Origin of the sequence: Microbacterium soli (assembly GCF_039539005.1) — a bacterium.
GTDB classification, from domain to species: Bacteria; Actinomycetota; Actinomycetes; order Actinomycetales; family Microbacteriaceae; genus Microbacterium; species Microbacterium soli.
In genome coordinates this window covers 1666145-1683842 of sequence record NZ_BAABCP010000001.1, presented here as the reverse complement: position 1 = coordinate 1683842, position 17698 = coordinate 1666145, and the positions used below count along the sequence as shown (strand labels likewise).

The following is a 17698-nucleotide window of genomic DNA, read 5'->3' as shown; positions in this document are numbered from 1 at the left end:
ACCCTCAGTCTGCGAGATGCTCCGCGCCGTCGGACCACTCGATCATGGTGCCGGCCACGCGGACATCATTGCCGTTTTCGAATGTCAACGGGCCCTGAGCTCCCTCGAAGCCCTTCGCGCCCACGGCTGCGAGACCGTCGCGGATGGCGGCCGGCGTCGAGCATCCGACTTCCTTGATCGCATTGGCGATCCACATCAGTCCGTCGTAGCCCTCCGCGTTGTACGTGTCGGGAGTCCTGTCGAACGTGGCCTGGAACCTCTCGATGAAGGACGCCGCGACACCCGACGTCGCCGCAGGCGAGAACGGAACCGGATACACGATCCCGTCGACGTTCGGGCCACCGGCTGCCATGTTCTGTCCGGACTGGGAGGGAGTGGCCAGCACCTGGCCCTCGTAGCCGCTGTCACGCAGCTGATTGAGGAAGGTGATCGACGGAGTGGCGGTGATGAGCATGATCACAGCGGACGGGTTCTCAGAGGCGATGACCTGTGCCTGACTGCTGAACTCCTGCGTCGTGGACTGCACCTCCTGGGTCGAAACGATGTCGATCCCCCGTTCCGAGGCGAAAGCGGGGATGCCCTCCTGAGCGAGATGCTGGAACGTCGGCAGCGTGGCATCGTAGATGAGCGCCGCATCCTCGTAGCCGTGATCCTTCAGCCAATCCAGACCCGCCGAGTAGTACGTCTCCGTCGGCGGCGTGGTGCGGAAGGTCCAGTCTCCGATGACGACTCCGTCGGAACCGGCCTGGGTGAACACCGTGGGCACCTTGCTCTGCTCCACCAGCGGTGCGACGGCCGAGGCGGGACCGCTGGATGCCGGTCCGATGATGACCGAGACGGACGGGTCGTTCACCATCTTCGTCATCTCACTCGATGCCCGCTCGATATCACCCGCCATGTCCGCGATCTTCAGCTTCAGCGTCGTTCCGTTGCCGAAGAAGTCCGACTCCGCGAGTTCATCGATCGCGACCTGCGCACCGTCACTCGGGCCGACTCCGGCATAGGAGACCGGACCGCTCTGCTCGTTCACGACTCCGACGATCACCTCATCCGCGATCACGCACTGATCGTCACCGGAGGCGGCGGGCTCCGGTTCCGCTGGATCCGCACTGCACGCGACAAGCGCGAACGCGCCCAGCGCCATGACCGAGGCCGCTCCGGCCGTCCTCACCAGTTGTCTACTGACTATGAGCATGAGAGTGCCTTTCGCTGTGATCATCGCGTCCTCTTCGACGCGTGAGCTGTGACGGTCGACTTCGAACCGTCGGGTACAGATATCATACCAATGATGATTACAAATTAGTCAAGACCTTCCGGCTACGCCGAATGCTGCGACGAGAGGCGGGGAAGCACCTCATCGCGGAACAGACGCAGAGTCTCCAACATCCGTTCCTGGGGGAGATCGAACCACTGCATCCGCAGCACCACGTCGGTCACACCCTGGTCCTCCAGTGCGTGAAGATGATCGACAGCACCATCGGGATCGCTGAAGATGTACGCATCGCGCGCCTTCTGCACGGCCACTCTCGCATCGGTCAGCTGAGCATAGTCGGCGGTCCGGTCCGGTGCGTTGTACTTGCCGTACTCCGCCGTGAGCCGCGAGCGTGCCGATACGCCCTCCTCGAAAGCGCGCGCGCGGTCGGGATGCAGAACCAGCTCCCTACGCACGATGAACCGCTCGGCACGTCCGGACGCGAATCGTTCGCGCGCAGCACGATACATCGTGACCGCGCGGTTCAGTCTGTCACCGGTGACGTGAGGAGGGACGATCCATGCATCGCCCAGCTTCGCCGCGCGCTCGATGCCGGCACGGTGCGCGCCGGCACCGACGAAGATCGGAGGACCATCGGGCTGCACGGGGGGCAGACTGAGTCGCTCTCCATCCAGCGAGAAGTGGGCACCGGAACGGGTGACCCGCTCCCCGCGCCACAGCGCACGCACGATGTCGATCGACTCCGCGAAGCGGGCGACTCTCTCCTCCAGAGGTATGCCGAACGCGGCGAACTCGTTCTCGCGGTACCCCATGCCGAACCCCGCCACGGCGCGGCCACCGGAGATGTTGTCCAGGGTCGAGAACTCCTCTGCGATCCCCACGGGATGACGCAGCGGGAGGATGTACATGTTCGTGCCGAGCTTCAGATCACCGGAGTCGGCGGCGAGCGCGGCCAGCAGCGGAAGGGGCTGAAGCGTCGGCATCGAGCCGAGGTAGTGCTGCAGCACCCACAGCGAGTCGATACCGCTCTCTGCGGCCGCACGCGCCTGCTCACGCAGCATCGCCATGCGCCGCACGGGGTCCTCGCCCGGTGGGAAGTCATTCTGCAGAGCCAGCCCGAACCTCAATGTCATGTCGCCTCCAGATGGTTCATTCCCGGTCATCTCGTCGGTACCGCACCAGAGCATCGACGACCACGGCGCCCTCGCCGGGCTCGCCGACGATGATGGGATTGAGATCGAGCTCGCCGAGCTCCGGGCAGCCCGCGGCGACCTCCGATACGCGCACGAGCAGTGCCACAAGGGCATCCACATCCGCTCGGCCGCCCCGGAATCCGCTGAGCAGCCGCGTGATCCGCAGGCGCTCAAGCGTCGATCGCACCTGCGCCGGAGAAGCCGGACATGCGAGGAACGCCGTGTCGTCGAGCAGTTCCGCGAGCACCCCGCCCGCACCGACCATCATCACCGGCCCGAAAGCACGGTCCCTGGTGATCCCGGCGATGAGCTCCACACCCGCATACCTGCGCGCGACGAGCATCCCGGCGAGGTCCACCGCGTGCACAGTCGCCGACTGACGGATTCGTGCGACCGCCCGTTTGAAGTCACGCTCGTCGCGCACGTCGGCTTCGACGAGTCCCAGTTCCGACTTGTGCGCGACACCGGGTGCAACCCCCTTGACCACGACCGGGTAGCCGAACGGCGGCGCCTCGCTCTCGCCGAGCGGCAGGACCAGTTCCTCGCTCACGGGAACTCCCAGCCCGTGCAGCCACCTCTTCGCGGACGCCTCGTCCCGCACCGCTTCAGCATCCCAATGGACTGGTGAGAGGACCCGTGCCGCCGACTCGGACGCCGCGCCCACCCCGTCGAGCGACGCAGCGAATGCGAGGGCGCGGACGGCGCGACCGGGGCTGTCGAAGGCCAGCAGCGGACTGCTTCGGAGATATCCGTCGCGCCACTCGGTCAGCCCGTGGGAGGACCAGGCTGTGACGACCGCAGGGATCTCGAGCGCCTGCACCGCGGCGGTGATGCGCGGCATGAGCCGCTGAGAGTCGAAGTCTCCCCACGTCGGCAGAGCGACCACGACGGCATCGAACTCCGGTCCGTCTGCGATCGCGTGGAAGACACCGTCCAGCAACGCGTCATCTCCGATGACCTGGCCGGTCAGATCGAGTGGATTCGACGGGGCTCCGAACCTCATCAACTCGCCGAGTCGCTGTCCGAGGCCCTCCGAGAGTTCCGGGAGGATGAGCCCGGACTCCTCAGCGAGATCGGCGACATACCCGCACTCACCGCCCGAGGGCGAGACCACGAGAACGCGCCTCCCGGCGACGGAGCCGAACCGCTGACGGATCCTCGCCGTGTCGATCATCTCGTCCAGCCCGTCCAGGACGCGTACGCCCATCCCCTCGACGAGATCCCGGAACACGGCGAATGCTCCGGCCATCGCACCGGTGTGGCTCTGCGCGCTGCGCATCCCCGCATCCGATCGGCCCGCTTTGACGCACAGGACGGCCTTGCCCGCCGCGCGAACGCGGGCCATGGCTCGGCGGAACCGCGGGATGTCGCGCAGCTGCTCCACATACATCAGGATCGTCTCGGTGGCTGCGTCATCGGCGAGTGCGGCGACCGCATCCGCGACATCCACGTCCGCCTCGTTGCCCAGGCTCAGCGCCGCGCGCACCCCGACCCCGTCGGCCTGCGCCCTGTTGAAGATGTTCGCCGCCATCCCGCCCGACTGGCTGACGATCGCGACATCGCCCGGTGTCTGCTCCACCGTCACATTCAGGGTCGTCACGGGCAGGACGCCATCGGTGACCGACAGCACCCCGATGCAGTTCGGCCCGATCACGCGCATCCCACTCTGTCGCGCGATGCTGCGGATCTCCTCCTGCGCGCGGCGCCCCTCCTCACCCTCCTCCGCGAATCCGGACGCATTGACCACGACGTTGCGCACGCCGGCCTCCGCGCACTCCCGGAGGACTCCGAGCACCCTGTCCGCCCGGACCAGGACGATTGCCAGGTCCACCTGTTCCGGCACCTGCAGGACCGTGCGGAAGGAGGAAAGGCCGCGGACGTCGCCCTCCCGCGGGGTGACGGGGTAGATCCGTCCGTCGTATCCCGTGCGAAGCAGGTTGGCGATGGGGCGCCCGTTGTGCCTGCCCTGATCCGCCGATGCGCCCACCACGGCGATACTCCGAGGCGCGAGCAGCGACCGGAGGTCCAGCGAGGGGCGTTCAGTCTCCTGCAGACTCATCGGACGCGTCCCCGCCCACGGCCTCTGAGGCTCATCAGCCCTCCCCAGCGGGACGGCGCATCGCCATCCCTGCTCGACGGCACGTCATGACGAGCTCATCCCGCTGATTGAGGCCACGGTGCTCGAACCACACGATCCCTCGGGACGAGTCGCTCCGGGACAGTCGCTTGTCGAGGATCGTCGTCTCCGCACGCAGTGTGTCGCCGACGAACACCGGGTTGGGGAACTTCACCTCTTCGTAGCCGAGATTCCCGAGCGACGTCCGGAACACCAGCTCCGGCACGATCATGCCTCCGATGAGTCCCATGGTGAAGAGGCTGTTGACCAGGGGGCGACCGTAGGGGAGCGTCTTCGCGTACTCGACGTCGAGGTGGATCGGTGCCACGTTCATGGTGATCGACGTGAACAGCACGTTGTCCATCTCCGTGACGGTGCGCGTCAGCACGTGCCGGACGATCGCCCCCGGCTCCATCTCCTCGAAATACAGCCCTCTCATCGCTCCGTCCCCTCTCTCCCGCTGCGCCGTCCGGCACTCAGTGATCCCTCAGACCCTCGACGAGGTCGGCGTGCGCGAGCCATTCACGGGCCTTGTCCAGATGTGCCTTGTCGATGTGGCTGCCCTCGTAGACGACGGCTCCCTCACCCCGCGCCGCCGCTTCCGTGTATGCCTGGATCAACCCCTCGAAGAAGCGACGCCTCTCCGGACTCGGCCCGTACACCTCATTGATGATCGGCACGTGACTCGGGTGGATCGCGATCTGACCCAGGAAACCGAGCCGCCGGCCCTGGAGGGCGAACTCTCTCAAGCCAGACAGGTCATGGATCCGTTCCCACAGGCCCGTCATGGGATGCACGCCCGCGGCCCTGGCCGCCACTTGCACGCGGGCCCTCAGCGCCAGGGTCTCCAACCCCTCGGGAGTCCATTCGAATCCGATCTCGCGCGCGATGTCGGCGTGCTCCGCCGTCGAACCGAGAATCCCGCCGACTCGCGGAGTCGATGATGCGATCTCTTCGCACCGCGCGACGGCACGGGCCGTCTCCATGGGGATGACCAGGCGGATCTCCTTTCCACCGTTGCGTGCTTCGAAATAGTCGATGAGCGTCTCGAACCTCTGGGCGTCGAGGGCGGACTCCACCTTCGGAGCGAAGATCGCGTCGACGCCGGGGCCCACGACGGCTTCCAGATCGAACCCCGTCTGACCCGTCGCCAGCCCGTTGACTCGCACGAGAACGCCGATCTTCACGTTCTCGGTGCGAAGGCGCTCGATCGACTCCCGCACGATGCGGCGTGCGTCCTGTTTGAGGTCCTGTGGGACGGAGTCCTCGAGATCGAGGGTGATGGCGTCTGCCCCCGACGCCACGGCCTTGTCGACCCACGACGCCCGGTGACCCGGGACGAAGAGCATGGAGCGGTACGGATGCATATGGTCTCTTCCTCGCGACGTGTGCACTGTGATCCGCGTGACCGGACGCCTCCCATCCTGCCGGTTCCCGAATCACTAAATCAATGGATATCATACACATAGATTAATTCAGAGGAGATGTTCATGGACGAGCTCACCGCGGAGGACGAGAACGAGATCCGCCAGGCCGTGCGCGCCCTGTGTCAGAGGTTCCCCGACGAGTACTGGGCGAACGCCGATGAGACGCAGTCCTTCCCCTGGGAGTTCTATCGCGCCATGGCCGACGAGGGCTGGCTGGGCATCACCACTCCTGAGGAGTACGGCGGCGGCGGCGCGGGTGTGCAGGCCGCGTCGATTCTGATGCAGGAGGTCGCGGGGAACGGCGGCGGTCTCAACGCCGCCACGACGGTCCAGGTCGCGCTGTTCGGTCTGGAACCCGTCCTGAAGCACGGTTCCGAGGAGCAGCGACGACAGTATCTCCCTGCCGCGATCGCCGGCGAGCTGCAGGTGTGCTTCGCGATCACCGAGCCCGATGCGGGCACGGAGACCACAGCCATCACGACCTTCGCGCAGAGGGTCCCGGGCGGGTATCGCGTCAACGGACGCAAAGTGTTCATCTCCCGTGCGCTGGAAGCTGATCGCATGCTCCTGATCACACGCACGGCTCCCCGCGATGCCGGCGCGAAGGCCACCGACGGCATGACGCTCTTCTTCACCGCTGTCGACCGGGAGCATGTCTCGATCAACCCGATCCCGAAACTCGGGCGGAATGCGATCGCCACCAATGAGCTCGTCATCGACGATCTGTTCGTACCCGAAGAGGACCGCATCGGGGAGGAGGGTCGAGGTTTCTCCTACCTGCTCAGCGGGTTGAACGCCGAGCGGATCATCGTCGCCGCCCTCTGTCTCGGCATCGGACGGGCCGCGCTGCGCAGAGCGGTCGAGTATGCGAAGCAGCGCGTCGTGTTCTCCCGTCCGATCGGGCAGAATCAGGGCGTGCAGTTCCCGCTCGCGGACTCGCTCGCCAAGCTCGATGCCGTCGAACTGCTCGTCCGCAGAGCCGCCGTCCTCTACGACGCGGGACTCGCGTGCGCGAAGGAGGCGAACGAGGCGAAATACCTGGCCAGCGAATGGGCCTTCGAGTCCGCCGATCGCGCCATGCAGGTCCACGGCGGCTACGGTTACACGAAGGAGTACCACGTCGAACGGTACTGGCGGGAGGTCCGGGTCGAGCGCATCGCCCCGATCAGCAATGAACTGGTCCTCGCGTTCCTCGGCGAGAAGGTGCTCGGACTGCCCCGATCCTACTGACCGGAGGACGAGGTCGAGGCGGTCGACCGGAGTCCCGGCTCAGCGACCGCTTCTCACTCGGCGGGCGCCGTATCGGTCGATGCGATGCCGCGCTGTCGTCGCTGCCAGATGAGAGATGAGCTCGGCCTCTCGCTCCAGCCCATCGGCCCAGCGCGTGTGGTCGAGCAGGCGCTTCGTCGCCCCGGCCGCCGCCGCCCCGATCAGCCTCGCGCGGGCCACGGCCTCCTCCACAGCGGTGTCGAGCGCATCATGTGCGACGACTCGGGAGACCAGCCCCCAGTCGCCGGCCGTCTGCGCGTCGACGGGTGTCATGCCGAGCAGGAAGGACCGAGCGCGTTGCGCTCCGATCGCCGCCGGCAGCTGCAGGGAGACTCCGCAGTCCGGCGAGAGGCCGAGAGCGCCGTATCCGGCTGTGAACGTCGCCAGATCACTGGCGATCGAGACATCGGCGGCGAGCATGAGCCCCAGTCCACCGCCGGCCACAGGGCCCTGCACTCGCGCGATCACCGTCATCGGCAGCGCACGGATCACGGTGATCGCGGCGTGCACATCATCGGTCAGTCTGCGCAGATACTCATCCGGTGATCCCGAGTCCGACATCGCACGCACATCTCCCCCTGCGCAGAAGGCACGACCGGTGGACTGGATGACGAGGCTCGAGCACTCCGAGGCCGACACCTCTTCGACGGCCGACAGGAGCTGCGCCGCCAGCGCGAGGTCGAACGCGTTGAGGCGTGCAGGACGATTGAGCGTGAGCCGAGCTGAATCGCCCTCGTAAGAGAGCTCGACCTCCGTCATGGCTGCCCGCCGTCCACGGTGAGCATCGAGCCCGTCGCGTAAGAGGAGGCGTCGCCGGCGAGAAAGAGCGCGGCACCGACGATCTCGTCCGGCCGACCGCCCCGCTGCAGCGCGAACGTCTGCGCACGATGCTCGAAGGCATCCATGTCCCATGCCTTGGACACGTCCGTGAGGAAGGTCCCTGCGATGATCGCGTTGACGCGAACCTTCGGTCCGAGCGCATGCGCCAGCCCCACGGTCATGGCGTTCAGTCCCGCTTTGGCCATGGCGTATGGGAGAGTATGGCTTCGCGGCCTGAGGGACGCCGCGCTGGAGATGTTGACGATCGACCCGCCCCGGCCGTCTGCGAGCATCCGCTCGCCGACGAGTGCGGAGAGCCGGAACGGCCCTTTGAGGTTCACGTCGACGACCTTGTCGAAGAGCGCCTCGGTGACACTCCCCAATGTGTCATACAGCGGCGACATGCCCGCATTGTTCACCAGCACATCGACTCGGCCGAACCTCTCGTACACGGCGTCGACCAGATCGGAGAGCTCATCCCAGTGCCCGACGTGCGCAGAGAGACCGACGACACGACGACCCGTCCGCGCCGCGATCGTGTCCGCCGCGGCCTCGCATGCCGTGCGGTCCCGGCTGGCGATGACCACGTCGGATCCGGCTTCGGCGAAGGCCTCGGCCATCGCCAGCCCCAGGCCACGACTTCCGCCGGTCACCAGGGACGTCCTGCCCGACAGGTCGAAGACGTTGTGCATCATTGGCCTCCTCGCATTTAATCCATTACTATCATTATTATCTGTCTTCGGCCACGGTGAACGATGGAGTACACAATGCCAGACCTCCCCTCCGCTCCTCTCGACGGCGTACGCGTCCTCGAACTCGGCACGATGTACGCCGCACCCACCGCGGGGCGCATGCTGCGCGACTTCGGGGCGGAGGTCGTCAAGGTCGAGGATCCCCTGCGCGGTGACACGGCCCGGCATTGGCAGCCCCAGAAGGACGGACTCTCGCTCGGGTTCGTCCGTCTCAACGCCGGCAAGCGCTCCGTCGGCATCGACCTCCGCACCGCCGCGGGGCGCGATCTGGTGCGCAGGCTCATCGCCGACTCCGACGTCGTCATCGAGTCGTTCCGCCCGGGCCGTCTGGAGAAGTGGGGCCTCGGTTACGACGAGTTGGCGGGCGAACATCCCGGTCTCATCCTCGCCCGCGTCAGCGGATTCGGCCAGACCGGGCCATACCGGGATCGACCCGGGTTCGGCACCGTCGCGGAGACCGCCAGCGGATTCGCGCATCTCAACGGCTGGCCGGAGACTCCTCCCACGGCCCCTCCCTTCGGGTTCGCCGACTCGATCGCGGGGATCTCAGCCGCCTACGGAGTGGCCATGGCACTGTATCGCCGCGAGGTCACCGGACGCGGTGAGGTCATCGACATCGCCCTGTACGAGCCGCTCATGTTCATCCTCGGCGATGCGCTCCTGAACTACACAGCGACGGGAACAGTGATGACGCGCCACGGCAATGCCTCCGGCGCGGCCTCCCCCCGAGGAATCTACGAGGCGGCGGACGGCAGCTGGCTTTCGATCGCGGCCTCGGCGCAGACGATAGCCATGCGCCTGTTCGACGCGATGGGGCGTCCGGATCTCAAGACGGATGATCGCTATGCGACGAACGAAGCCCGGATGCGCAACAACGATGCACTCCAGGACATCGTGCGAGAGTGGGTGCACGGGCGCACTCGCGATCAGGCTTTGGCGACTCTCCAGGATTTTGAGGTGGTCGCCGCACCGGTGAACGATTCCCGTGACATCGTGTCAGATCCGCATTTCCTCGAGCGCACCCTCGTCGACATGACAGGGACCGCACTCGGCGACGCCAAGATGCCCGGACCCGTTCTGCATCTGGCGCATTACGCCGGACCGACCTATGATGGCGTCGCTCGCATCGGCGAGCACACGCGGGAGATCCTGACACGCCGACTCGGTCTCCTTCCGGACACCCTCACGCAGTTGGCTGAAGATGGAGTGATCGCCACATCCTGACCCCCTGACTTTCGGCACCGCGTCGAGGGAGCGTCGTCGAATTGTGCGTATCATTGTCATATCAGCCCCGCTCCATGGGGCCCCTCCCGAAGGACACGTTCCATGAGCTCAGCCTCTCTCCGACCGCAGAAGACCGCACTTCTCGTCGCGCAGCAGATCGTTGCCGGCATACAGCAGCGCGGCAATGTGCCCGGAGACCGGCTGCCCCCCGAGAAGGAGATGCTCGAGCTCTACCGGATCGGCCGGGGCACGCTTCGTGAGTCACTCCGCTATCTGGAGTTCCAGGGCCTGATCTCCCTCAAGCCCGGCCCGGGCGGAGGGCCGGTGGTGGAGCGACCGAACGGCGCGGGCCTGGCGACGTCGATCGCCCTGCTGCTGCAGATGGAGAGCGCCCCGTATCGCAACATCGTCGAAGCCCGCGGCACCCTCGAACCGGCGATGAGCCATCAGGCGGCCACTCGGATCTCCGAGGAGGATCTCGACCTTCTCAAGGACAACCTCGACCGTATGCTCTCGAGCATCGAGGACCCGGCGATCTTCGCGGAGACCAATCAGGAGTTCCACGATCTGATCGCCCAGGCCTCGGGGAACGCTCTCTTCGCACATCTGATCGACGCGCTGCGCGGCATTCTCGATGGCACATCCATCGGCATCGAGTACCCCCTCCGCCGGCGAGTCGCCGTGCACCAGGCGCATCAGCGGATCTATGAGTCCCTGGTCGCACACGACCCCGACGTCGCGTCGGAGACGATGCGCGAACACATCGGCGAATACACGAAGTACATCGAGGCGAAGTACCCGGAAGTGATCGACGCGCCGATCAGCTGGACCTGATCACCCACTCGGCGCGGGCTGACGCCCGGGCAGACGGAGCATCCGCGCCATCGTCCCGCCCAGCACCAGTTCCGTCTCCTCGTCCGTGAGTCCGAGGGAGCGGATCGTCGCGATCTCGGCGGCGGGATCGGCCATCGGCCAGTCCGATCCGAACACGATTCTGGATGCGCCGTGCTTCCGGATCAGGGCTCGCACACGCTCCGGGCGCAGCGTGCTCAGCGCGGGCGGCCACGATGTCTCCAGGACGATGTCCGCGCCCGCGAGCATCTCCTCGGCGTGATCGAGAATCCGGTACCCACCGAAATGGCAGGCGATGAGCCTGAGGCGCGGGAACTGCTTCGCGATGTCCGCGATCATCGACGGACTCGAGAGACTGTCGGTGAAGGCGTCACCGCCGGCTCCGACATGGGTGATGACGGCGATGTCCTCGCCGAAGGCATCCAGGATGTCCCACAGCCGACGGTCGTCCAGGGCGAACCGCTGGAACAGCGGGTGCAGCTTGACCGCGGTGATGCCGTGACGTTCAAGGCTCGCCATGTTCTCGTCCACGGTCAGATCGACGTGGACCGTGCCGAAGCCCAGCCGTGTCGGGGAGGCGAGTCCGGCGACGAACTCGTTGACGCGATCGACGTGCCGTGCCTCATTCGCGATCCCCAGGCAGCAGCTGACGTCCACATCGGAGCCCCGCATCGACAGCTCCAGCCCTCCGACCGTGCCATCGCCACGAGCACTCAGCCCGGGAACGGGGTTGCCCGAAAGCGCCCGGTCCGCGATACGATCCGGCCAGACATGAGTATGCGCATCGATGATCATGACGTCGCGCTCCGCTTCGCCAGACTTCTCGCCAGCGAGTCCAGCAGGACCTCGGTCGACCCCTCGTACACGCGAAGCGGGCGCGCATTGCGATACAGCCTCTCGATCCTGCTGCCGCGGACCAGACCGAATCTCCCCATCGCCTGCACCGCGCGGTCGACGACGCGCCCTGCGGTCTCCGTCGCGATGACCTTCGCCATCGACGTCTCGGCGATGTGAGCCAACGGGTCGGAGGCCGCGAGCGCAGCGGCCCGATACGTGAGCGCGCGTGCGGCCTCGATCTCCGCCCAGCTCAGCGCAAGGCTCTGCGACACCGATCCCAAGGACATCAGGGGCTTGCCGAACTGCTCCCGACCGGTCGCGTGACGCACCGCCTCGTCCAGGGCCGCCTGGGCGAGCCCGACCGCGGAGCCGGCGACCGACACGCGGAACACCGCAAGCGTCTGCAGCATGAGAGAGAAGGCGCCACCGGGCTTCCCCAAGCGGTGACCCGCCGGGACTCTGACGTCCTCGAAGTCGATCTCGCCGATGATGTGCGGAGCGATCAGATCCGGCCCGCTGCGCACCGTCATGCCTGCCGCCCCCGCCGGGACGAGCGCCATCGAGTACCCGTCGCCCTCTCGTGCGAGAACACAGACGAAGTCTGCGACCGGTGCGTTGGTGATGAACGACTTCCTGCCCGAGATCCTCAGCACGTCGCCCTCGTCCAGCAGAGTCGTCGTGATCGCGCGCAGATCAGAACCCACCTCCGGCTCCGTGAGCGCGATGGCGGGAATCGCGTCGAGTGCGGCGACCTTCGGCAGCCACTCCCGCCGGAGTTCGTCGGCGCCTCCCATGCTCAGCGCATAGCTGCCGACGCCCTGCATGCCGAACAGCGAGTCGAGATGCGCCGAGACCGCCATGCACTGCTCGCGGATGATCGCGATCGACAGCGGGTCGGGCGCGGGCTCCGCACCTCCGAACGCGGAGGGCACGACGTACGCCGCGAGCCCGCTGCGGCGCAGCGCGTCGGCCGTCTCCGCATGCACGTCGACGGCTTCGTCCGCCGCCGCCGCGAAAGGCTCGACCTCCCGGGCGAGCACCCGCGCGCGCTCCCGGATCTCCTGGTGCGTGACGCTCAGACGCAGAGCGGGTTCGTCCACGTGCGCACTCCTCTCATCGACGGCATCGGATCCGGATCAGGCCCGCTGATCGAACCTGCGACCCGTGAACTCCGACACGATGCGCGTACGCTGCATCGCGGGCGTACCGCCGGCGATCGCCCAGCCGTGGGAGTCCCTGTGCAGGCGCTCCATCCCATACTCCTCGGTATACCCGTTCCCCCCATGAATCTGAATGGCGAGATCCGTCACGCGTTTGGCCATCTCGTTCGCGGCGCACTTCGCCAACGACACGTGAAGCGGGTCGGGCACCCCCTCATCCGCGGACCGCGCGGCGCGATCGATCAGCAGCCGTGCCCCGTCCACGTCGAGCACCATGTCCGCGAGCATCGTCTGGATGGTCTGGAACTCGATGATCTCCTTGCCGAACGCCGTGCGCTCCTGTGCGTACTTCACGCTCTTGTCCAGCGCCGCCTGCCCCAGCGCCAGACTCATCGTCGCGTTGCCGAGCCGTTCCAGGGAGAAGAGACTGAACAGCTTCTTGAAGTCGCCCGCCTGCACGACGACGTTCTCCTCCGGGATGCGGACGTCATCGAAGATGACGTCCGCCGAGGGGATGCCTCGAAAGCCCATGAGCCGCTCCGAGGGACCGAAGCTCAGGCCCTCCATGCCCTTCTCCACCACCACCGCGCCGATGCCCTTCGAACCGGGGACGTCGGCCAGTCGCGCGTAGACGAGATACAGGTCGGCCTCTCCGCCATTGGAGATCCATCGCTTCGAGCCGCTGAGCACCAGCCCGTGCGGCGTCTTGCGCACGGCCGTCTTCATGTCCGTCGCTGCGGAGCCGGCATCGGGTTCACTGATCGCGACCGCCATCGTGTGTGCGCCGGAGACGATGCCGGGCAGCCATCGTCGACGCTGTTCGAGGGATCCGATGCGAGCGATGACCTGCGCGGGTCCTGTGTTGGCCTCGAAGATCTGGAATGCCGCCGGTCGGCACACCTTCGCGAACTCCTCTATGACCGCGAGAGCGTACGAGAAGGGCGAACCGGAGCCGCCGTACTGCTCCTCGTGGGCGATCCCGAGAAACCCCAGCTTCCCCAACTCCTCACGCTGCTCCAGGCTGATCGGCGTGCGGGAGACATCGAGTTCCTCGGCGATGGGCGAGTAGACGTCGTGCGCGACGGATGCCGCGAGGCGGCGGATGTCCTGTAAGTCGTCAATCGTGACCATCGACACCGATATCACGCTCCTGATTCGTCGTTGCTATTGATTATCCTAGATCCATCGGCGCACTTGTGCCATGCTCAGAGGAATCAAGGACTCTATCTGGGTATATCATGATAAACAATTAATATGAAGCTCACACCCCGGCCCGACGCCGTCATCGTCGATGCGATCCGGACCCCCATCGCCAAGGGCAAGGCGGGGGGTGCGCTGTCGAGCATCCACCCCGTGGATCTGCTGGCTCAGACTCTGCGACAGCTCATCGAGCGCAACCGGCTCGATGCGGCCCTCGTCGACGATGTCCTCATCGGGTGCGTCTCGCAGGTCGGTGAGCAATCCGCGACTCCCGGCCGCATGGCGTGGCTCGCGGCAGGTCTGCCCGAGCACGTCCCCGCCGTGACGATCGACCGCAAGTGCGGGTCCAGCCAGCAGGCGGTGTCCTTCGCCGCTCAGGCGATCCTCGCCGGACAGGCCGACATCGTCATCGCCGGGGGCGTGGAGTCGATGAGCAGGGTCCGCATGGGGTCGGCAGGGGCCGGTGCCGACCCCTTCGGCGCAGGGGTGAACCGCCGGTACGCACCCGGACTGACCTCACAGGGCGTCGCCGCAGAACGCGTGGCCGAGAAGTGGGGAATCAGTCGCGGGGAACTGGACGAATATGCGGCGAGATCGCACGCCCTCGCGCACAGCACGGACTTCACCCGCGAGATCGTCCCCATCAGAACACCGGAATCCGTCGTCAGCGAAGACAGTACGATCCGCCCGGACACCACTCCCGCCGGACTCGCCGAACTGCCGAGCGCGTTCCGCACCGATGAGCTCGCCCGTCGTTATCCGGAGGTCCGCTGGAACATCACCGCGGGGAACTCCTCGCAGATCACGGACGGAGCATCCGCCCTGCTGCTGACCAGCGCGGAGCGTGCCGCGTCCCTCGGCCTGCGCCCTCGCGCCCGGATACACGCCATGACCGCCGTCGGGGACGACCCCCTTCTCATGCTGACCGCCCCGATACCCGCCACGCGCCGGGTTCTGCAGCGCGCAGGTCTCACACTGGACGACATCGACCACTTCGAGGTGAACGAGGCGTTCGCCTCCGTCCCCCTCGCCTGGATGCGCGAGCTCGACGTGGACCCGGCGAGAGTCAATCCGCGCGGGGGTGCGATCGCCCTCGGGCATCCGCTCGGCGCGTCGGGAGCCCGACTCATGACGACGATGCTCAACGCCCTGGAGGCGTCCGGCGGCAGATTCGGGCTGCAGGTCATGTGCGAAGCCGGCGGCATGGCGAACGCCACCATCATCGAGCGGCTCGAGGACGGCCGCGAGCACGAGAGCGAGGACTGATCATATGGATGTCTCAGGTTCATCCGTCGTCGTGACAGGGGGCGCGTCCGGACTCGGACTCGCCACGGCGCGTCTGTTGGCGGAGAAAGGTGCTCACGTCGTCATCCTCGACCTGCCGTCTTCTGCGGGAGCTGAGCGCGCTGCCGAGTTCGGAGGCGCCTTCGCGCCCGCCGATGTCACCGTGCCGGACCAGGTCGCAACGGCACTGGACGCGGCCGAGGCCCTTGCTCCGCTGCGCGCGCTCGTCCACTGCGCAGGCCGAGGAGGAGCGCTGCGCCTCGTGGACCGCGAGGGGAATCCGGGAGACCTCGACCTGTACGAGACCGTCGTGCGCGTCAACCTCATCGGCACATTCAACGTGCTCCGGCTGACGGCAGCTCGGATGGCCCGCAACGCGATCGTCGATGGCGAGCGCGGAGTGTGCATCCTCACCGCTTCCGTCGCCGCGTGGGAGGGGCAGATCGGTCAGATCCCCTACGCCTCGGCGAAGGCGGGGATCGTGGGGATGACGCTGGTCGCCGCCCGCGATCTGGCGAGCAGACTCATCCGCGTCGCCACGATCGCACCGGGGACCTTCGACACGCCGATACTCGCCCGCCTGCCCCAGGAGGTCCGGGATTCCCTGGCCGGAACGGTCCCCCACCCCGCTCGGCTCGGCCGACCGGAGGAGTTCGCCTCGGCTGCCGCGTTCATGATCGACAACCAGATGGTCAACGGCGAGGTCCTGCGCCTGGACGGTGCGATCCGGATGGCCCCGCGATGAGCACCGATGACGCACTGCTGCGCGACGAGCACGACGGCGTCCTCGTCCTGACGATGAATCGTCCCGCTGCACGCAACGCGATGTCACTGGATCTCGCGGAGCGGCTCGCGGCGGCTCTCGACGAGTTCGACGCCCGCGCCGATCTTCGCGTCGCCGTCCTCACCGGCGCCGCAGGGACCTTCTGCGCCGGAATGGACCTGAAGGGCTTCGCCCGCGGCGAGCTCCCCCTGATCCCCGGCCGGGGATTCGGGGGCCTCGTGGAGCGTCCACCGGACAAACCGCTCATCGCGGCTGTCGAGGGCTATGCGCTCGGCGGCGGGTTCGAGCTCGCCCTCGCCTGCGACCTCATCGTCGCGTGCGAGACGGCGGACTTCGGACTTCCCGAAGTCCGAAGGGGACTGACCGCGAATGCCGGAGGACTCCTCCGACTCCACCGACGGATCCCATACAACCGCGCGATGGAGCTGGTCCTCACCGGTCGCATGCTCCCTGCGACGGAAGCCTTCGAGCTGGGGCTCATCAGCCGCATCACGCCGGAGGGATCCGCCCTCGCGACCGCCGTGGAGCTCGCCGAGACGATCGCCTCGAACGCACCGCTGGCCGTGACGACCAGCAAGCGGGTCATCCGGGAATCGGTCGATTGGCCACAGCCGGAGATGTTCCAGCGGCAGCTCCCGCTCATCGCGCCGATCCGAGCTTCGAAGGATGCGCAGGAGGGCGCGAGGGCATTCGCCGAGAAGCGCACGCCGATCTGGACAGGATCGTAGACGTGGACACCACGGGGAACAAAGGAGGATGCGAGTGACTTCTGAGACGGCGACGCCTCCGGTGATCGTCGAGAGACGGGATGAGGTCGTCTGGATCACCATCAATCGGCCGAAGAGATTGAATGCGTACGACCTCGACATGGCGAAGACGATGACCCGGGCGTTCGAGCAGGCGACGGATGCGTACGCCGTCGTGCTGCAGGGAGCGGGCGGCGCGTTCTGCGCGGGCGGCGCATTGGACAATCTGTCCGATCCCGACCCGGCAGCGCTGCGTGAGCTTTTCACCGGGTCCCTCCGCCTCGTCGATGCGATCCGCGCCTGCCCCCGCCCGGTGATCGCCGCCGTCGACGGTGCGGCAGCCGGCGGCGGCAACGAACTGGTCATCGCCTGCGATTTCGCGCTGGCGACGGAACGCTCGACGTTCGGCCAGACCGGCCCCAGAGTCGGTTCGTCTCCCGTGCTCGGTGGAACGAACATGCTGACGGTGCAGCTCGGCGAGAAGCGCGCCCGTGAGATGGCGATGCTGTGCCGCCGCTACAACGCGCAGCAGGCCCTGCGCTGGGGGATGATCAACGAGGTCCTTCCCGACGCCGAATCGCTGCACGACGCGGTGCTGCGCTGGGTCGACGAGATCAAGCAGCTCTCTCCCCGCTACCTGGAGATCACGAAGATCAGCGCGAACCAGTGGTGGAACCAGTCCAAGGAGAACATGCACGCCGGCCTGGGCATGCTGATCCAGGCCATCGGCAGCGAGGACATGCTCGAGGGCGCCACCGCATTCCTGGAGAAGAGGAGACCTGCCTTCCGCCCGCCCCGCCGCATGCCGAGGAGAGACTGACG

At 66.8% G+C, this 17698-nt stretch carries 17 protein-coding genes; 7 read left to right on the top strand and 10 right to left on the bottom strand.

Annotated features, from left to right (window positions below; all coding sequences use genetic code 11):
- Positions 1-4: 4 nt before the first annotated feature.
- The 5 genes from ABD770_RS07870 to ABD770_RS07850 form a co-directional block, all read right to left on the bottom strand.
- Positions 5-1171: an ABC transporter substrate-binding protein gene (locus ABD770_RS07870; RefSeq protein ID WP_344818981.1), complete on the bottom strand. Its 1167-nt coding sequence runs from the start codon at positions 1169-1171 to the stop codon at positions 5-7.
- Between the two features lie 146 nt (positions 1172-1317).
- Positions 1318-2346, bottom strand: coding sequence for an LLM class flavin-dependent oxidoreductase (locus tag ABD770_RS07865; RefSeq protein ID WP_344818980.1), 1029 nt, complete (start codon positions 2344-2346; stop codon positions 1318-1320).
- A 16-nt stretch (positions 2347-2362) separates the two neighbouring features.
- Positions 2363-4465: an acetate--CoA ligase family protein gene (locus ABD770_RS07860; RefSeq protein WP_344818979.1), complete on the bottom strand. Its 2103-nt coding sequence runs from the start codon at positions 4463-4465 to the stop codon at positions 2363-2365.
- Between the two features lie 34 nt (positions 4466-4499).
- A complete protein-coding gene (locus tag ABD770_RS07855) occupies positions 4500-5006 on the bottom strand; it encodes a MaoC family dehydratase (protein ID WP_344819888.1) in 507 nt (168 codons plus the stop codon).
- Positions 4999-5889, bottom strand: a complete 891-nt coding sequence (locus ABD770_RS07850; RefSeq protein ID WP_344818978.1) for an HpcH/HpaI aldolase/citrate lyase family protein — start codon at positions 5887-5889, stop codon at positions 4999-5001. Before ABD770_RS07850 ends, ABD770_RS07855 begins: the two co-directional genes overlap by 8 nt.
- Before the next feature lie 123 nt (positions 5890-6012).
- Here ABD770_RS07850 and ABD770_RS07845 point away from each other — a divergent pair, with 123 nt between their 5' ends.
- Positions 6013-7179 carry an acyl-CoA dehydrogenase family protein gene (locus ABD770_RS07845; RefSeq protein ID WP_344818977.1) on the top strand — a complete coding sequence of 389 codons (1167 nt, stop codon included), beginning with the start codon at positions 6013-6015 and terminating at the stop codon, positions 7177-7179.
- A 39-nt stretch (positions 7180-7218) separates the two neighbouring features.
- Here ABD770_RS07845 and ABD770_RS07840 read toward each other — a convergent pair whose 3' ends face one another.
- Together ABD770_RS07840 and ABD770_RS07835 are read right to left on the bottom strand one after the other, a co-directional pair.
- On the bottom strand, positions 7219-7977 hold the full coding sequence (locus tag ABD770_RS07840; protein ID WP_344818976.1) for an enoyl-CoA hydratase/isomerase family protein: 759 nt from the start codon (positions 7975-7977) through the stop codon (positions 7219-7221).
- The gene (locus ABD770_RS07835) at positions 7974-8732 is read right to left on the bottom strand and encodes an SDR family NAD(P)-dependent oxidoreductase (protein ID WP_344818975.1); all 759 of its coding nucleotides are present in this window, start codon (positions 8730-8732) and stop codon (positions 7974-7976) included. The genes ABD770_RS07840 and ABD770_RS07835 overlap by 4 nt, the downstream gene beginning before the upstream one ends.
- A 72-nt stretch (positions 8733-8804) precedes the next feature.
- Between ABD770_RS07835 and ABD770_RS07830 the strand changes: the two genes are divergently transcribed.
- Positions 8805-10013: a CaiB/BaiF CoA transferase family protein gene (locus ABD770_RS07830; protein ID WP_344818974.1), complete on the top strand. Its 1209-nt coding sequence runs from the start codon at positions 8805-8807 to the stop codon at positions 10011-10013.
- A 102-nt stretch (positions 10014-10115) separates the two neighbouring features.
- Positions 10116-10847 carry a FadR/GntR family transcriptional regulator gene (locus tag ABD770_RS07825; protein ID WP_344818973.1) on the top strand — a complete coding sequence of 244 codons (732 nt, stop codon included), beginning with the start codon at positions 10116-10118 and terminating at the stop codon, positions 10845-10847.
- Here the strand turns inward: ABD770_RS07825 and ABD770_RS07820 are convergent, their stop codons facing one another.
- From ABD770_RS07820 to ABD770_RS07810, 3 genes are read right to left on the bottom strand one after another with little or no spacing between them, the layout of a single operon-like run.
- Positions 10848-11660: an amidohydrolase family protein gene (locus ABD770_RS07820; RefSeq protein ID WP_344818972.1), complete on the bottom strand. Its 813-nt coding sequence runs from the start codon at positions 11658-11660 to the stop codon at positions 10848-10850.
- Entirely contained in the window at positions 11657-12802 is a 1146-nt protein-coding gene (locus ABD770_RS07815; RefSeq protein ID WP_344818971.1) for an acyl-CoA dehydrogenase family protein, read from the bottom strand. Before ABD770_RS07815 ends, ABD770_RS07820 begins: the two co-directional genes overlap by 4 nt.
- A 36-nt stretch (positions 12803-12838) precedes the next feature.
- Positions 12839-13993 (bottom strand): acyl-CoA dehydrogenase family protein, encoded by a 1155-nt coding sequence (locus ABD770_RS07810; RefSeq protein ID WP_344818970.1) that lies wholly within the window; start codon positions 13991-13993, stop codon positions 12839-12841.
- A 123-nt stretch (positions 13994-14116) separates the two neighbouring features.
- Between ABD770_RS07810 and ABD770_RS07805 the strand changes: the two genes are divergently transcribed.
- From ABD770_RS07805 to ABD770_RS07790, 4 genes are read left to right on the top strand one after another with little or no spacing between them, the layout of a single operon-like run.
- Positions 14117-15328 carry a thiolase family protein gene (locus ABD770_RS07805; RefSeq protein WP_344818969.1) on the top strand — a complete coding sequence of 404 codons (1212 nt, stop codon included), beginning with the start codon at positions 14117-14119 and terminating at the stop codon, positions 15326-15328.
- A gap of 4 nt (positions 15329-15332) precedes the next feature.
- Positions 15333-16091 carry an SDR family NAD(P)-dependent oxidoreductase gene (locus ABD770_RS07800; protein WP_344818968.1) on the top strand — a complete coding sequence of 253 codons (759 nt, stop codon included), beginning with the start codon at positions 15333-15335 and terminating at the stop codon, positions 16089-16091.
- Positions 16088-16858, top strand: coding sequence for a crotonase/enoyl-CoA hydratase family protein (locus tag ABD770_RS07795; RefSeq protein ID WP_344818967.1), 771 nt, complete (start codon positions 16088-16090; stop codon positions 16856-16858). The genes ABD770_RS07800 and ABD770_RS07795 overlap by 4 nt, the downstream gene beginning before the upstream one ends.
- 34 nt (positions 16859-16892) lie before the next feature.
- Positions 16893-17696, top strand: coding sequence for an enoyl-CoA hydratase/isomerase family protein (locus ABD770_RS07790; RefSeq protein ID WP_344818966.1), 804 nt, complete (start codon positions 16893-16895; stop codon positions 17694-17696).
- The last annotated feature ends 2 nt before the right edge of the window (positions 17697-17698 follow it).